This window comes from Stenotrophomonas sp. B2 (assembly GCF_014947095.1).
Lineage (GTDB): Bacteria > Pseudomonadota > Gammaproteobacteria > Xanthomonadales > Xanthomonadaceae > Stenotrophomonas > Stenotrophomonas maltophilia_P.
Window position 1 is genome coordinate 79,875 of sequence record NZ_JADCQA010000007.1, and the last position, 16,123, is coordinate 95,997.

The 16,123-nt window shown below is 65.7% G+C and carries 14 protein-coding genes; 11 read left to right on the top strand and 3 right to left on the bottom strand.

Features of this window, described 5'->3' with window-relative positions; genetic code table 11:
- The first annotated feature begins 187 nt into the window (after positions 1–187).
- From rpsA to galU, 7 genes are all read left to right on the top strand, one after another.
- Positions 188–1,867 carry a 30S ribosomal protein S1 gene (gene rpsA, locus IMX13_RS10015; protein ID WP_053517739.1) on the top strand — a complete coding sequence of 560 codons (1,680 nt, stop codon included), beginning with the start codon at positions 188–190 and terminating at the stop codon, positions 1,865–1,867.
- An 85-nt stretch (positions 1,868–1,952) separates the two neighbouring features.
- Complete coding sequence (locus tag IMX13_RS10020) at positions 1,953–2,258, top strand: integration host factor subunit beta (RefSeq protein ID WP_053517737.1); 306 nt, start codon at positions 1,953–1,955, stop codon at positions 2,256–2,258.
- Between the two features lie 77 nt (positions 2,259–2,335).
- Complete coding sequence (locus tag IMX13_RS10025) at positions 2,336–2,620, top strand: lipopolysaccharide assembly protein LapA domain-containing protein (protein ID WP_053517736.1); 285 nt, start codon at positions 2,336–2,338, stop codon at positions 2,618–2,620.
- Between the two features lie 6 nt (positions 2,621–2,626).
- Positions 2,627–3,805 (top strand): lipopolysaccharide assembly protein LapB, encoded by a 1,179-nt coding sequence (gene lapB, locus IMX13_RS10030; RefSeq protein ID WP_053517734.1) that lies wholly within the window; start codon positions 2,627–2,629, stop codon positions 3,803–3,805.
- A 3-nt stretch (positions 3,806–3,808) separates the two neighbouring features.
- Entirely contained in the window at positions 3,809–4,798 is a 990-nt protein-coding gene (locus tag IMX13_RS10035; RefSeq protein WP_065181335.1) for a glycosyltransferase family 4 protein, read from the top strand.
- Positions 4,799–4,801: 3 nt separating this feature from the next.
- Entirely contained in the window at positions 4,802–6,712 is a 1,911-nt protein-coding gene (locus tag IMX13_RS10040; RefSeq protein WP_193396272.1) for a nucleoside-diphosphate sugar epimerase/dehydratase, read from the top strand.
- The gene (galU, locus tag IMX13_RS10045; RefSeq protein ID WP_053517730.1) at positions 6,712–7,590 is read left to right on the top strand and encodes a UTP--glucose-1-phosphate uridylyltransferase GalU; all 879 of its coding nucleotides are present in this window, start codon (positions 6,712–6,714) and stop codon (positions 7,588–7,590) included. Before IMX13_RS10040 ends, galU begins: the two co-directional genes overlap by 1 nt.
- A gap of 464 nt (positions 7,591–8,054) precedes the next feature.
- On the opposite strand, the gene IMX13_RS10050 is transcribed toward galU, so the two are convergent.
- The 3 genes from IMX13_RS10050 to IMX13_RS10060 all read right to left on the bottom strand — a co-directional run bounded on the left by IMX13_RS10050 (position 8,055) and on the right by IMX13_RS10060 (position 12,425).
- Complete coding sequence (locus IMX13_RS10050) at positions 8,055–9,263, bottom strand: acetyl-CoA C-acyltransferase (protein ID WP_053520191.1); 1,209 nt, start codon at positions 9,261–9,263, stop codon at positions 8,055–8,057.
- 92 nt (positions 9,264–9,355) lie between these two features.
- Entirely contained in the window at positions 9,356–11,728 is a 2,373-nt protein-coding gene (locus IMX13_RS10055) for a 3-hydroxyacyl-CoA dehydrogenase/enoyl-CoA hydratase family protein (RefSeq protein WP_180877181.1), read from the bottom strand.
- 40 nt (positions 11,729–11,768) lie between these two features.
- On the bottom strand, positions 11,769–12,425 hold the full coding sequence (locus IMX13_RS10060) for a TetR family transcriptional regulator (protein WP_065175050.1): 657 nt from the start codon (positions 12,423–12,425) through the stop codon (positions 11,769–11,771).
- 348 nt (positions 12,426–12,773) lie between these two features.
- Between IMX13_RS10060 and ndk the strand changes: the two genes are divergently transcribed.
- Genes ndk through IMX13_RS10080 form a run of 4 tightly spaced genes read left to right on the top strand, consistent with a single transcriptional unit; the run spans position 12,774 to position 16,075 of the window.
- The gene (ndk, locus tag IMX13_RS10065; RefSeq protein WP_005409295.1) at positions 12,774–13,199 is read left to right on the top strand and encodes a nucleoside-diphosphate kinase; all 426 of its coding nucleotides are present in this window, start codon (positions 12,774–12,776) and stop codon (positions 13,197–13,199) included.
- Positions 13,200–13,209: 10 nt separating this feature from the next.
- Complete coding sequence (rlmN, locus tag IMX13_RS10070) at positions 13,210–14,415, top strand: 23S rRNA (adenine(2503)-C(2))-methyltransferase RlmN (protein WP_053520188.1); 1,206 nt, start codon at positions 13,210–13,212, stop codon at positions 14,413–14,415.
- Positions 14,402–15,187, top strand: coding sequence for a type IV pilus biogenesis/stability protein PilW (gene pilW / locus IMX13_RS10075; RefSeq protein WP_193396273.1), 786 nt, complete (start codon positions 14,402–14,404; stop codon positions 15,185–15,187). The genes rlmN and pilW overlap by 14 nt, the downstream gene beginning before the upstream one ends.
- An 18-nt stretch (positions 15,188–15,205) precedes the next feature.
- Positions 15,206–16,075 carry a RodZ domain-containing protein gene (locus tag IMX13_RS10080; protein ID WP_065175051.1) on the top strand — a complete coding sequence of 290 codons (870 nt, stop codon included), beginning with the start codon at positions 15,206–15,208 and terminating at the stop codon, positions 16,073–16,075.
- Positions 16,076–16,123: the final 48 nt, after the last annotated feature.

Here is a 16,123-nt window from a genome sequence, read left to right on the forward strand (position 1 = left end):
GGAGCACTGCCAGCCGCATCGGTGGTGGTCGCGCAATAGCAGTGCTGTACAAGCTCCGTCGCGCAATGATGCGTGGCGGTTTTCCTACTTCACACACGACCTGCTTTTCCGGGGTCGACCAACAGGCGGGCGGTCGCCCATCCCCGAAGGGACGCCACCGACCCATGTGTCCAACAGAGTAAATCTAATGACCGAATCATTTGCCGAACTGTTTGAAGCCAGCCAGGCCAATCTGGCCAAGCTGAAGCCGGGCGCCATCGTCAGCGGTACCGTTGTTGAAGTCCGCGGCGACGTCGTGGTGATCAACGCTGGCCTGAAGTCCGAAGGCATCGTGCCGATCGAACAGTTCCGTAACGACGCTGGCGAGATCGATGTCGCCGAAGGCGATATCGTCAAGGTCGCCCTCGACTCCATCGAGAACGGCTTCGGCGAAACCGTCCTGTCGCGCGAGAAGGCCAAGCGCGCGATGGTGTGGGACGAGCTGGAAGAAGCGTTGGAAAAGAACGAAACCATCACCGGCCGCATCAGTGGCAAGGTCAAGGGTGGTTTCACCGTGGACATCAAGGATGTCCGCGCCTTCCTGCCGGGTTCCCTGGTCGATGTGCGCCCGGTGCGCGATCCGGCCTACCTGGAAGGCAAGGAGCTGGAATTCAAGCTCATCAAGCTGGACCGCAAGCGTAACAACGTCGTGGTCTCGCGCCGCGCTGTCGTCGAAAGCGAGCACTCGGAAGAGCGCGAGCAGCTGATGGACAAGCTGCAGGAAGGCGCGATCCTGAAGGGTGTCGTCAAGAACCTGACCGACTACGGCGCGTTCGTGGACCTGGGCGGTATCGACGGCCTGCTGCACATCACCGACATGGCATGGAAGCGCGTGCGCCATCCGTCCGAAGTCGTGAACGTCGGCGACGAGCTGGACGTGCGCGTGCTGAAGTTCGACCGCGAGCGCAACCGCGTTTCGCTGGGCCTGAAGCAGCTGGGCGAAGATCCGTGGGACAACATCGCCCGTCGTTACCCGGCCAACAGCCGCGTCTTCGGCAAGGTCTCCAACGTCACCGATTACGGCGCGTTCGTCGAGATCGAGCCGGGCGTCGAAGGCCTGGTGCACGTCTCCGAGATGGATTGGACCAACAAGAACGTCAACCCGTCCAAGGTCGTGCAGGTCGGTGACGAAGTCGAAGTGATGGTGCTGGACGTCGATGAAGAGCGTCGCCGCATCTCGCTGGGCATGAAGCAGGTTGCCGCCAATCCGTGGGAAACCTTCGCTGCCACCCACAAGAAGGGTGACAAGGTGTCCGGCCAGATCAAGTCGATCACCGACTTCGGCATCTTCATCGGCCTGGACGGTGGCATCGATGGTCTGGTCCACCTGTCCGACATCAGCTGGAACACCACCGGCGAAGACGTCGTTCGCAACTTCAAGAAGGGCGATACCCTGGACGCCGTCGTCCTGGCCGTCGACCCGGAGCGCGAGCGCATCTCCCTGGGCGTGAAGCAGCTGGAGCAGGATCCGTTCGGCCAGTACATGGCGGCCAATCCGAAGGGCTCCAAGGTCGAAGGCGTGGTGAAGGAAGTCGACGCCAAGGGCGCCGTGATCGAACTGGCCGACGGCATCGAAGGCTACGTTTCGGCTCGCGACATCGCCAACGAGCGCGTTGACGACGCCACCCAGCACCTGAAGGTCGGCGATAAGGTCGAAGCCAAGTTCGTGGGCATGGACCGCAAGGGCCGTACCCTGCAGCTGTCGATCAAGGCCAAGGACGACGCGGAAATGCGCGAAGTGCTGGAGGAATACCAGTCCGCTTCGGGTGGCACCACCCAGCTCGGCGCGCTGCTGCGTGCCCAGCTGAACGGTAGCAAGTCCGAGTAATCGGGCCCGTTGTTCGTTGTTTCCTGGACGGCCCGGGCACTGCCCGGGCCGTTTCAGGCTGAAATGCCCCTGATGTGAGCCGGTGATGACCAAATCCGAACTGATCGAAATCCTTGCGCGCCGTCAGGCGCACCTGAAGGCCGATGATGTCGATCTGGCGGTGAAGTCGTTGCTGGAAATGATGGGCGGTTCCCTCTCTGTCGGGGATCGCATCGAAATCCGCGGTTTTGGCAGCTTCTCGCTGCACTACCGCCCGCCGCGCCTGGGTCGCAACCCCAAGACCGGCGAATCGGTTGCCCTGCCGGGCAAGCACGTTCCCCATTTCAAGCCGGGCAAGGAACTGCGCGAGCGGGTCAGCAGCGTGCTGCCGCTGGACGCCGATCCCGCCTGAGCGTCCCGTCGCGCCACCGCGTGCGAATCCAGCCGCGAGTCGGATAAGCTACGGTCTCCCGCCCCTGGAGCTGTCGCATGAAGGTCTTTCGTCTGCTGGTCCTGCTGGCGGTGCTGATCCTTGGATTGATCATCGGTGCGGTCAACATGACCGCGATGTCGATCAACCTGCTGTTCACCGAGCTGCATACCTCCGTCGGCGTGGCATTGATCGCCGCCCTGCTGGTGGGCGTGGTGGTCGGCGCCGGCCTGGTGCTGGTGAGCGTGGTCGTTCCGCTCTACAGCCAGCTGCGCCGCGCCAACAAGTCCGCTGCCGCGACGCCGGCACCGGCCGCTTCCCCCCAATCTTTTGACGGACGTTGATCGAAGATGGATTTCGTCACCGAGTGGTTCTGGTTTTTCCTGTTCGTGCCGCTGGCCGCCCTGGCCGGCTGGGTGATCGGACGGCGTGGCGGTCAGCGCCACGGTGACAACCAGGTCAGCCGACTGTCCAGCACCTACTTCCGTGGCCTGAACTACCTGCTCAACGAGCAGCCGGACAAGGCCATCGAGCTGTTCCTGCACATCGCCGAGCTCGACAAGGAAACCTTCGAGACCCAGGTCGCGCTGGGCCATCTGTTCCGTCGCCGCGGCGAAGTGGACCGCGCCATCCGCCTGCACCAAGGCCTGGTCAACCGCAACGATCTGAGCGATGCGCAGCGCGTGCAGGCGCTGCTGGCGCTGGGCGAGGACTACATGAAGTCCGGCCTGCTGGACCGCGCCGAAACCGTGTTCACCGAGCTGGCCCAGCTGGACCAGCGTGCGCCGCAGGCGCTCAAGCACCTGATCGGGATCTACCAGGCCGAGCGCGACTGGGAGAAGGCGATCGACAACGCCACCCGCTTCGAGGATGTCACCGGCGAGCCGATGGGCAAGCTGATCGGGCAGTTCGAGTGCGAGCTGGCCGAACGCTTCCGTGGCGCCGGCAAGCTGGAAGAGGCGAGGGCGGCCATTGCCCGTGCCTACCAGGCCGATGCGATGTCGGTGCGCGCCGGCATCATCGAAGGACGCCTGGAGAGCGATGCCGGCAATCCCGAAGCGGCGGTGCGAGCCTTCGAGCGTGCTGCGCGCAATGACCCGGAGTATCTGCCGGAACTGCTGCCAGCGCTGATGCAGAACTACCGCAAGGTCGGCGACCTGGGCGGCGCCCGCGCCTTCCTTTCGGAAATGACCGAGCACTACCGCGGTATCGCGCCGGTGCTGGCGCTGACCCGGCTGATGGAGGAACAGGAAGGTGTCGCCCCTGCGCGCGCCTATCTGGGCCGCCAGCTCAAGGACCGCCCCTCGGTGCGCGGCGAATCGGCGTTGATCGACCTGACCCTCGCCGAAGGTGCCGATTCCACGGCCACCCTGCACGATCTCAAGCACATCACCGACCAGCTGCTGGTGCGCAATCCGGCCTACCGCTGCACGCGCTGCGGCTTCGGCGCGCGCACCCACCACTGGCAGTGCCCGAGCTGCAAGGAATGGGGTACGGTCAAGCCGCTGCTGAACTACGCGGTGCTCTGAATCATGCCCTGGCTCGTGATGGGCGCGCTGCTGGCGTTGGCCCTGCTGAGCGCCGCCCTGACCTGGGCGGCGCGCGGCTACGCGCTGCGCCGGCAGCTGATGGACCACCCCGGGGAACGCCGCAGCCATAGCGTCGCCACGCCACGCGGCGGCGGCATCGCCATTGTCATCAGCCTGCTGGCCACCGCAGCCGTGGCCATGTGGGCGTGGCCGCAGGCCATGCCGAGCCTGCTGGTCGCCGCTGCCGGCCTGCTGCTGGTCGCGGGCATCGGCTGGTGGGACGACCATCGCCCGCTGCCGGCCATGCGCAGGCTGCTTGTTCATTTCATTGCTGCCGGCCTGCTGGCCGGGCTGGTGAAGATCCACGGCGGCAGCTGGCTGCTGGCCCTGCTGGTGCTGTTCTTCACCGCCTCGTTGATCAACATCTGGAACTTCATGGATGGCATCAACGGCATTGCCAGCAGCCAGGCCATCGTGGTCGCGCTGGGGTTCGCTCCGGTGCTGCCCTGGCCGTGGTCATTGCTGGCCATCGCCCTCGGGCTGGCCTGCGTGGGTTTCCTGCCCTTCAACTTTCCGCGCGCACGCATCTTCCTCGGGGATGTCGGCAGCGGAGCGCTGGGCTACGCGGTGGCGGCCGTCGTGGCCGTGGCCAGCCTGCGCACGGACATCAACTGGATCCTCCTGCTGGTGCCGCTGTCACCGTTCCTCGTGGACGCGGGCTTCACACTGCTGGCGCGCATCATTTCCGGACAACGCTGGATGGAACCCCACACCCAGCACGTCTATCAGCGCGCTGTGCAGGCAGGAGCCAGCCACGCCCTGGTGACAGGGATGTACTTTGTTTTGGGCCTATTCAGCATTACAGTGTTCAATGTCAGTTCGAATCTGCAGCCGAGGTGGGAGGCTGTCGTGGCAATTGCTTGGTTCATCACGCTGAGCATGCTGTGGCTCCTCCTGCGCAATGGAATGCGCCTCCGACAAGGAACTCCTTGAAATATGTCTTCACACTGGCGGGATAGAATCCTCGGCCTGTTGCCGCGTACGGCCATTGTCTGCCACGACCTGTTCATGGTCTGGGCATGCTGGCAGCTGCTCCACGCCGGTCGTTACTCGATCCTGCCGGACGCGCCTGCGCTGCCGTTGTGGAATGTCGATACCACCCTGGTCCTGCTGCTGCAGGGACTGGTGTTCTGGCGCGTCGGCCTGTATCGCGGCCTGTGGCGGTTTGCCAGCGTCAGCGACCTGCTGAACATCTTCAAAGCCAGCTTCATCGGCATGGTCGCCATCGTCCTGGTGCTGATGTGGAAGCGCTTCAACGGCGTGCCGATGTCGGTGCTGGTGATCTATCCCTTCGCGCTGTCGGCCCTGCTGGGCGCGCCGCGCCTGCTGTATCGCGCATGGAAGGACTACCAGGCGCTGCAGTCCGATTCGAGCGCGCGCCGGGTGCTGATCCTGGGTGCCGGACAGGCCGCCGAAACGCTGGTCCGCGATCTGCGTCGTTCCGGCAATTTCGAGCCGGTCGGCCTGCTCGATGACGCCCCGCACTTGCGCGGCGCGAAACTGCAGGGCCTGCCGATCCTGGGCACGCTGGACGATGCGCCGGCCGTGGCCCGCGAAACCGCAGCCAAGCTGCTGGTCATCGCCATTCCGTCGCTGGATGCCGCCGGCATGCAGCGCGTGGTCGCCATCTGCGAGAGCACCGGGGTTCCGTTCCGCACCGTGCCCAAGCTCAGTGACATCCTGCAGGGGCAGTCGCTGCCGGGCCAGCTGAAGGAAGTGGCGATCGAGGATCTGCTCGGCCGCAAGCCGATCATGCCGGACTGGAACCTGATCCGTGGCTGGCTGGGCGGGCGCACCGTGATGGTGACCGGCGCCGGTGGTTCGATCGGTTCAGAACTCTGCCGCCAGTGCGCGCGCCACGGTGCAGGCCGCATCGTCCTGCTGGAGATCAGCGAACTGCTGCTGTTGACCATCGAAGGCGAACTGCGCCGCAGTTTTCCCGACATCGAGATCGAAGCCGTGTTGGGTGACTGCGGTGACCCCGCGGTGATCCGCCATGCGCTGTCGCTGCACCCGGTCGATACGGCCTTCCATGCTGCCGCCTACAAGCATGTGCCGGTACTGGAACGGCAGCTGCGCGAGGCGGTGCGCAACAACATCCTGGCCACGGAGAACGTCGCCCGTGCCTGCCTCGAGGCACACGTCGAGCACTTCGTGTTCATCTCCACCGACAAGGCGGTCGATCCGGTCAATGCGCTGGGTGCCAGCAAGCGCTACGCCGAGATGATCTGCCAGAGCCTGGACCAGAAATCCACGCATACCCGTTTCGTCACCGTGCGCTTCGGCAACGTGCTGGCGTCGGCGGGCAGCGTCGTGCCGTTGTTCCGCGAGCAGATCCTCAAGGGCGGCCCGGTCACGGTCACCGACCCGGAGGTCAGCCGGTATTTCATGACGATCCCCGAGGCCTGCCAGCTCATCCTGCAGGCGGCCGCCTCGGCGTCGCATGGCGCCATCTACACGCTCGACATGGGTGAGCCGGTGCCGATCCGGGTGCTGGCCGAGCAGATGATCCGGCTGGCCGGCAAGCAGCCGTACAAGGATATTCCGATCATCTACACCGGGCTGCGCCCGGGTGAGAAGCTGCACGAGACGCTGTTCTATTCCGACGAGGACTATCGTTCGACCGCGCACCCCAAGATCCTCGAAGCCGGCGTGCGCGCGTTCTCGCGTGACATGGTGCTCGGCAACGTTCCGAAGCTGCGCGAAGCGATCAGCAGCTACGACATCGACACCATCCAGGAGATCCTGTTCGCGACGATGCCGGAGTTTTCTCCAATCGAACAGGATGCTTACATCTCATCCGCTAAAGTCGTGCCGTTTCCGACACGCGAGGCCAACAGGCACTAATGAGCAAGCGAATTCGTAAAGCAGTTTTTCCCGTGGCAGGACTCGGGACGCGCTTCCTGCCGGCGACCAAGACGGTGCCGAAAGAAATGCTGCCGATCATCGATCGTCCGCTTATCCAGTACGCTGTTGATGAGGCCATAGAAGCCGGCTGTGACACGCTGGTGTTCATCACCAACCGCTACAAGCACGCGGTCGCCGACTATTTCGACAAGGCGTATGAGCTGGAACAGAAGCTCGAGCGCGCCGGCAAACAGGAACAGCTGGAGATGATCCGCCACGTGCTGCCCAACGGCGTGCGTGCGGTCTTCGTGACGCAGGCCGAAGCGTTGGGCCTGGGCCACGCGGTGCTGTGTGCCAAGGCCGTGATCGGTGACGAGCCGTTCGCCGTGCTGCTGCCGGACGATCTGATCTGGAACCGCGGCGACGGTGCGTTGAAGCAGATGGCCGATCTCAATGAGGCCAGCGGTGCCAGCGTGATCGCCGTCGAGGACGTGCCGCACGACAAGACCGCCAGTTACGGCATCGTGGCCACCGAGGCCTTCGATGGCCGCAAGGGCCGTATCTCGCAGATCGTGGAGAAGCCGAAGCCGGAGGACGCCCCCAGCGATCTGGCGGTGGTCGGCCGCTATGTGCTGAGCCCGAAGATCTTCGATCTGCTGGAGCAGACCGGCAGTGGTGCCGGTGGCGAGATCCAGCTGACCGATGCGATCGCGCAGCTGCTGAAGACCGAGCAGGTCGATGCCTACCGTTTCGAGGGCACCCGTTTCGACTGCGGCACGCACCTGGGGCTGGTCGAGGCGACGATCCGCTTCGCGCTGGACAACCCGAAGCTGGCGGGCCCGGCGCGCGAGAAGCTGGCGGCGATGCTGGCGGAATAACGGATTTCTTCAAGCGCTCCGTCTTGGCGCCTTGATTGATACGTGGGGGAGGGGGCGGATGGCCCTCTCCAAAACACGCCAAAGCCCTTCCATGGTGCTCGATGGCGCCATCCATGGCGCCAACGGTTTTGGAGAGGGCCATCCGCCCCCTCTCGACAGTTTCCTGCGGGCGCGGACGGGAAGGGCGGAATCAAAGACAAGAGCACAAGAAAAAAGGCAGCCACCGGCTGCCTTTTTGCTTGTTGGGGTCAGATCCCTTTGCGGAGCAAAGGGATCTGACCCCAGCTCCTGCTCATCCCTCCGCCGCGCGGAATGTTGGGTGGCACGGGTGGGTGAGGCTGGCCGGGACTGTCAGCGGCATGGATGCCGCTGCCAAGCCCCCAAGGACGGGTTTACGGCGTGTCCCGGGCAGTCTCACCCACCCGGGCCCCACCATCAGCAATCAGCCGGCAACGCTTTGAACCTTACAGCGCCTCGAAAATACCCGCCGCGCCCATGCCCGTGCCGATGCACATCGTCACCATGCCGTACTTCTGCTGGCGACGACGCAGGCCGTGCAGCAGGGTCGCGGTACGGATCGCACCGGTGGCACCCAGCGGGTGGCCCAGGGCGATCGCACCACCCAGCGGGTTCACCTTGTCCGGGTCCAGGCCGCAGTCACGGATCACCGCCAGCGACTGCGCGGCGAAGGCTTCATTGAGCTCGATCCAGTCCAGCTGATCCTGGTTCAGGCCAGCCTGCTTGAGTGCCTTCGGGATCGCGGCGATCGGGCCGATGCCCATCACTTCCGGGCGCACGCCGGCCACCGAGAAGCTGACGAAGCGCGCCAGCGGGGTCAGGCCGTAGTCCTTGATTGCCTGTTCCGACGCCAGCAGCACGGCACCGGCGCCGTCGCTCATCTGCGACGAGTTGCCGGCAGTGACGGTGCCACCGAACTGGCCATTGCGGAATACCGGGCGCAGCTTGGCCAGGCCTTCGGCCGAGGAATCCGGGCGCGGGCCTTCGTCGGTATCGGCAACCTTGTTGCGGGTGATGATGCGCTGGCCATCGGCCAGGTCCGGCAGGTGCGAGACGATCTCATACGGGCTGATCTCGTCCTTGAACTCGCCCTTCTGGATCGCAGCCATCGCCTTCTGGTGCGAGGCCAGGGCGAACGCGTCCTGCTCTTCGCGCGAGACCTTCCACTCTTCGGCCACCTTCTCGGCGGTGATGCCCATGCCGTAGGCGATGGCCACATGGTCGTTGTCGAACACGCTCGGTGCCATCGCGATCTTGTTGCCCATCATCGGCACCATCGACATCGACTCGGTGCCGCCGGCCAGCATCAGGTCGGCGTTGCCCAGGCGGATCGCATCGGCGGCCTGCGCAACGGCCTGCAGGCCGGAGGAGCAGAAGCGATTGACGGTCTGCGCCGCGATGGTGTTCGGCAGGCCGGCCAGCAGCACGCCGATGCGCGCCACGTTCATGCCCTGCTCGGCTTCCGGCATCGCGCAGCCGATGATCGCATCATCGATGCGGTTGACGTCCACGCCCGGCGCCTGCGCGACAACGCTGCGCAGCACGTGGGCAAGCATGTCGTCGGGGCGGGTATTGCGGAACATGCCCTTGGGCGCCTTGCCCACCGGGGTACGGGTGGCGGCGACGATGTAGGCGTCCTGGATTTGCTTGGTCATTGCAGTGATCTCTCGAATAGGTTTTGTAGAGTCGAGCCATGCTCGACTGCCACAGCAGGTGATGCCGGCCCGGGGCCGGCATCCGCCATCAATCAGTTGCGCAGCGGCTTGCCGGTCTTGAGCATGTGCGCGATGCGGGCCTGGGTCTTTTCCTGCTGGGCCAGTTCGACGAAGTGCTTGCGCTCCAGGGTCAGCAGCCACTCTTCGTCGACCAGGGTGCCGCGATCGACCTTGCCGCCGCACAGCACGGTGGCGATGCGCTCTGCAATCTCGTAGTCGTACGGGCTGATGAAGCGACCTTCCAGCATGTTGACCAGCATCATCTTGAAGGTGGCGATGCCGACGTCGCCGGCCACCTGGATGCGGCGTGCCGGCAGCGGCGGACGGTAGCCGGCTTCGGCCAACGCGCGGGCTTCGGCCTTGGCGATGTACAGCGCCTCATAGCTGTTGAACACCACCTTGTCGGTGTTGCGCAGCAGGCCCAGTTCCTTGGCGTTGACCGCCGAGTTGGACACCTTGGCCATGGCCACGGTTTCGAAGGTCTTCTTCAGTTCGGCGAACACGTCGCCGCCCGGGCCGGCCGCCTGCGAGGCGCGCACGGCCAGTTCCTTCAGGCCGCCACCGGCCGGCAACAGGCCGACGCCGGCTTCCACCAGGCCGATATAGCTTTCCAGGAAGGCCACGGTCTTGGCGCTGTGCATCTGGAACTCGCAGCCACCGCCCAGGGCCAGGCCGCGCACGGCAGCCACCACCGGCACCAGCGAGTACTTGATGCGCTGGCTGGTGCGCTGGAAGTTGGCGACCATCTGCTCGAACTGGTCGACCTTGCCGGCCTGCAGCAGGCCCAGGGCGCCGGCCAGATCGGCACCGGCGGAGAACGGTTCCTTCTGCTGCCAGATCACCAGGCCCTGGAAGTCCTTCTCAGCGCGCGAGACGCATTCCTGCAGGCCATCGAGCACCTGGTCGGAGACGGTGTTCATCTTGGTCTTGAAGCTGACCACGGCGATACCGTCGCCGTCGTGCCACATGCGCAGGCCATCGTTCTCGAACACGGTCTCGCCCGGCGCGAACGTTTCGCCCAGCAGCGGATCCGGGAAGCGCTGGCGCTGGTACACCGGCAGCGACGAGCGCGGCAGCTTGGCGTTGCGCGACGGGCTGTAGCTGCCCTCGGCGGCGTGCACGCCGTCGCGGCCATCGAAGACCCAGTCCGGCAGGGGGGCATTGCTCATGCTCTTGCCGGCGACGATGTCATCGGCGATCCACTGCGCCACCTGCTTCCAGCCCGCGGCCTGCCAGGTCTCGAACGGGCCCAGCGACCAGCCGTAGCCCCAGCGGATCGCGAGATCGACGTCGCGCGCGGTCTCGGCGATGTCGGCCAGGTGGTAGGCGCTGTAGTGGAACAGATCGCGGAAGGTCGCCCACAGGAACTGTGCCTGCGGATGCTGGCTCTCGCGCAGCTTGGCGAACTTCTCGGCCGGGTTCCTGATCTTCAGGATCTCGACCACCTCCGGTGCGGCGCTGCGGTCGGCCGGACGGTAGTCCTGCTTTTCCAGATCGAGCACGACGATGTCCTTGCCGACCTTGCGGAAGATGCCGGCTCCGGTCTTCTGGCCCAGTGCGCCCTTGGAAATCAGCGCGTCCAGCCACTTGGGCGACTTGAAGAATTCATGCCACGGGTCGTTCGGCAGGGTGTCGCCCATGGTCTTGATCACGTGCGCCATGGTGTCCAGGCCGACCACGTCGGAGGTGCGGTAGGTCGCCGACTTCGGGCGCCCGACCAGCGGCCCGGTCAGGCCATCGACTTCATCGAAGCCCAGGCCGAACTGCTGGGTGTGGTGGATGGTCGAGAGGATCGAGAACACGCCGATGCGGTTGCCGATGAAGTTCGGGGTGTCCTTGGCGTAGACCACGCCCTTGCCCAGCGTGGTGACCAGGAACTCTTCCAGGCCTTCCAGCACGGCGGCATCGGTGGTCGAGGCCGGGATCAGCTCGGCCAGGTGCATGTAGCGCGGCGGATTGAAGAAGTGCACGCCGCAGAAGCGGTGGCGCAGCTGTTCCGGCAGCACGTCGGCCAGCTTGTTGATGCCCAGGCCGGACGTGTTGGACGCCAGCACGGCGTGATCGGCCACGAACGGAGCGATCTTCTTGTAGAGGTCCTGCTTCCAGTCCATGCGCTCGGCAATGGCCTCGATGATCAGGTCGCAGTCCTTCAGCTGCTCCAGCCCCGACTCGTAGTTGGCCGGGGTGATCGCTTCGGCCAGCGACTTGCTGGCCAGCGGCGCCGGGCTGAGCTTGCCCAGGTTGGCGATTGCCTTCAGCACGATGCCATCGGCCGGACCTTCCTTGGCGGGCAGGTCGAACAGCACGGTGTCGACGCCGGCGTTGGTGAGGTGGGCGGCGATCTGGGCACCCATGACGCCGGCACCCAGCACGGCGGCGCGGCGGACTAGCAGGGAATTGGACATGGTGTAAGGGCCTTTGTTGGTCAGCAGTTACTGGGTGGAATCAGGCGGAGGCGGGCAGGGCGCTGCCGCTGCGTGCGGCGGCGCGGAACCCGGCTTCGGCGAAATGGATGAGCTCGTGGGCTGCCTGGGCACGATGCGCCGCTTCGGTGACACCGGCGGGACGCTTGATCAGCCCGAAATCGGCCATGGCGTAGGTGAGCGAGCCGGCCAGGAAATCCAGCCGCCAGTACAGCTCTTCCTTGCTCAGGTCAGGCACGCACTCGGCGATGGCCTTGCCGAACGCACGCAGCACGTGGCCGTAATGGTCGGACAGGAACTTGCGCAGGTTGTCGTTTTTTTCGGCGTAGGCGCGGGCGATCACGCGGACGAAGGCGCCGCCGCTCTGGCGGTCCTGGGCCAGCGCCAGCGCCGGCTCCACGAAGGCGGCCAGCACCGGGCGCAGTTCACCAGGGTGTTCGCTGCGGGCGCGTTCGAGCTGGGCCATGCGGGCGCCGGTCATCTCGTCCATGCGACGGCGGAACACCTCGTTGACCAGGTTTTCCTTGGAACCGAAGTGGTAGTTGACGGCGGCGATGTTGACGTCGGCCTGGCTGGTGACCTGGCGCAGCGACGTGCCGGCAAAGCCGTGCAGGGCGAACAGCTCTTCCGCGGCACCGAGGATCCGGTCCTTGGTCGAGAAGTGGGCGGGCTTGGCCATCGGCAGGCGGACCTTAATCAAACGATTGTTTGATACTAGAACCAGACGGCAGCGTATGGCATTTTGCAGTGCAGCAAAACTGCCGGGCCAGTCAGAGGGCATTCACGCCCGGGTGCGGGGCCGGATCCCCGAAGGGGCTCCGACCCCTGTCGGGCTGGGGGATGGGGTCAGGGCCCCTGCGGGGGCCTGACCCCGGCCGGCATGAGGCCTGCCAGCCATGGGCTGGCACTACTTAGTGGGATCTCTTACAATTCGCCTACGTTTATCAGGCTAAGCCCGCGTTCCGACGCGGGTTTTTTTCATGTACCCTTCGGGCCATCAGCGGCCCGATTCCATTGGAGACATCCCATGGCGCTGGAGCGCACCCTTTCGATCATCAAGCCGGACGCCGTTGCCAAGAACGTCATCGGCGAAATCTACGCCCGCTTTGAAAAGGCCGGCCTGAAGGTCGTCGCCGCCAAGTACAAGCAGCTGTCGCGCCGTGAAGCCGAAGGCTTCTACGCCGTGCACCGCGAGCGTCCGTTCTTCAACGCCCTGGTCGAGTTCATGATCTCCGGCCCGGTGATGATCCAGGCCCTGGAAGGCGAGAACGCCGTGCTGGCCCACCGCGACCTGCTGGGCGCCACCAATCCGAAGGAAGCCGCGCCGGGCACCATCCGCGCCGACTTCGCTGAATCCATCGATGCCAATGCCGCCCACGGCTCGGACTCGGTCGAGAATGCCGCGATCGAAATCGCCTACTTCTTCGCCGCGACCGAAGTCGTCTCGCGCTGAGAGTGATGCCGTGAACGAGGTCGTACAGACACCCGCCATCCAGCCGCTGCCGAAGTCGGCACCCACGGCCGGCAAGCAGAACCTGCTCGACCTCGATCGCGCGGGCCTGGAGACGTTTTTCGTCGAGGTTCTCGGCGAGAAGAAGTTCCGTGCCCACCAGGTGATGAAGTGGATCCACCACCGCTACGTCACCGACTTCGATGAGATGACCGATCTCGGCAAGGTCCTGCGCGCCAAGCTGCAGGATCATGCCGAGGTCGTCGTTCCCAACATCGTGTTCGACAAGCCCTCCGCCGACGGCACCCACAAGTGGCTGCTGGCGATGGGCGTGGATGGCAAGAACGCCATCGAGACCGTGTACATCCCGGACAAGACCCGCGGCACGCTGTGCGTGTCCTCGCAGGTCGGCTGCGGGCTGAACTGCACGTTCTGCTCCACTGCCACCCAGGGCTTCAACCGCAACCTGACCACCGCCGAGATCATCGGCCAGGTGTGGGTGGCTGCGCGCCACCTGGGCAACGTGCCGCACCAGATGCGCCGTCTCACCAACGTGGTGATGATGGGCATGGGCGAGCCGCTGATGAATTTCGACAACGTCGTGCGTGCCATGAGCGTGATGCGCGACGATCTGGGCTATGGCCTGGCGAACAAGCGCGTGACGCTGTCCACGTCCGGCCTGGTGCCGCAGATCGACCGCCTGTCCAGCGAGAGTGATGTCTCCCTGGCGGTGTCGCTGCACGCACCGAACGACGAGCTGCGCGAGACGCTGGTGCCGCTCAACAAGAAGTACCCGATCGCCGAGCTGATGGCCTCGTGCGCGCGCTACCTGCGCGCCAACAAGCGTCGCGAGTCGGTGACCTTCGAATACACCCTGATGAAGGGCATCAACGACCAGCCCGAGCATGCCCGGCAGCTGGCCCGGCTGATGCGCCAGTTCGACAACGCGGTGCAGGCCAAGGACTCGGGCAAGGTCAACCTGATCCCGTTCAATCCGTTCCCGGGCACCCGTTACGAGCGTTCCGAGGAAGCCGACATCCGCGCGTTCCAGAAGATCCTGCTCGACAGCAACGTGCTGACGATGGTCCGCCGCACGCGCGGCGACGACATCGACGCCGCCTGTGGCCAGCTCAAGGGCCAGGTGATGGACCGCACCCGCCGCCAGGCGGAGTTCAACAAGACGCTGCAGGCGGGGAAGGGGAGCGATGCGGCCGCCTGACCGCTTCCGGCTGGCGCTGCTTGCGGGCGTGCTGGCCATGGCGGTCGGTGCCTGCTCCTCCACGCCCAAGGGCCGGCTCGGTCCCAGCGAAGCGCCGGTCTATTCGGTGCGTGACCCGGATGGCGTGCGTCGCCAGGTGCGCGTGAACGACCTGCTGGTGCTGGCCTCCCGCGACATGCAGCTGGGCAATCTGGACGGTGCCGAGAGCAAGGCCCGACAGGCGCTGAAGCTGCAGCCCGACGAGCCTGACGCACTGGTCCTGCTGGCCGGCATCGATGACCGCCGCGGCCGCACCCGGCAGGCGGGCGAGGGCTTCCGCAGGGCCGCAGAGCTGGCCCCGCAGCGCGGTGACGTACTCAACAACTATGGCGCCTGGCTGTGCCAGCAGGGGCGGGCCGCCGAGTCGCTGGTGTGGTTCGATCGTGCGCTGCAGGCGCCGGGCTATGCCACGCCCGCCGAGGCGCAGGCCAACGCGGGGGGCTGTGCGCTCGACGCGGGGCAGCCCGAACGGGCCGAGCGCGACCTGCGTGCCGCACTCGCGGTGGCTCCGGCCAACCCGGTCGCCCTGGAGGCGATGGCCCAGCTGAGCTTCCGCCAGGGCCGCTACATGGAGGCCCGGGCCTTCGCCGAGCGCAGGATTTCGGCTGCACCCGCAACACGTTCCGTGTTACAACTTGCGTCTCAAATCGAGGCGCGGCTGGGCGATCACGCAGCATCCGATCGCTATCTGCAGCGGATTCGACAGGAATTTCCGCAGGATGCGGGCTCCTAACTCCAGGGTTGATGCATTGTGATTGATGACCAGACTGTGAGCGCTCTCGAGACTGCGGCCGGCTGTGGCACCCGCCTTCGCCAGGCCCGCGAGGCGGCCGGACTGACCCTTGACGACGTCGGACAGCGGCTGCGCATGCCGGTCCAGGTGGTCAGGTCGCTGGAAGAAGAACAGTGGCAGAAGCTCGGTGCGCCGGTGTTCGTCCGCGGCCAGCTGCGCAGCTATGCGCGCCTGCTGAATGTGGATGTGAGCGAACTGCTGGAGCAGGCCCAGGTGGGCCCGGTGGTCCCGCCGACCCTGGTCAGCCATACCCATACCCCGCGTGCGCGCCGGATCGCCGAGAACCTCGGCCGGCGCGTGCTGTATGTCGGCATTACCGCGGTGCTGGCCGTGCCGGTGTGGTTCGCCACGCGTGGCCATTTCGATGGCGGCACGCCGTCGCCGAACACCGCCTCGCTGGACGTGATCCCGGCGACCGTGCCGGTCACCCCCGCCGCCGACGGCGCCGAGCCGGTGGCATCGACGGAGACCTCGGTGGCGTCCACCGCCAAGCCGGCCGCGACCCCGTACGTCGCCTCGCTGGCGCCGGTCCCGCGTCCGGCCGCCACTGCGGCGGGTGCCGGCACCACGCTGGAGATGCAGTTCAACGGAGACAGCTGGGTCGACATCGGCGGCCCCGATGGCAGCACCGTCGAGAAGGCGCTGATCCGGTCGGGCGAGAGCCGCAGTTTCACCCCGGGCCAGGTGACCCGGGTCACTCTGGGCAACGCCTCGGCGGTCCAGGTTCAGCAGAACGGCGCTATCGTCGATCTGGCGCCCTACCAGCGAGCCAACGTGGCACGCTTTCAGGTATCCTCTGAAGGCTCCGTGGTCCCGGTTTCGCACTGAGGCGCGGTTTCACCACCTTCGATAATCCCAATGGTCCCTCCCGATGGG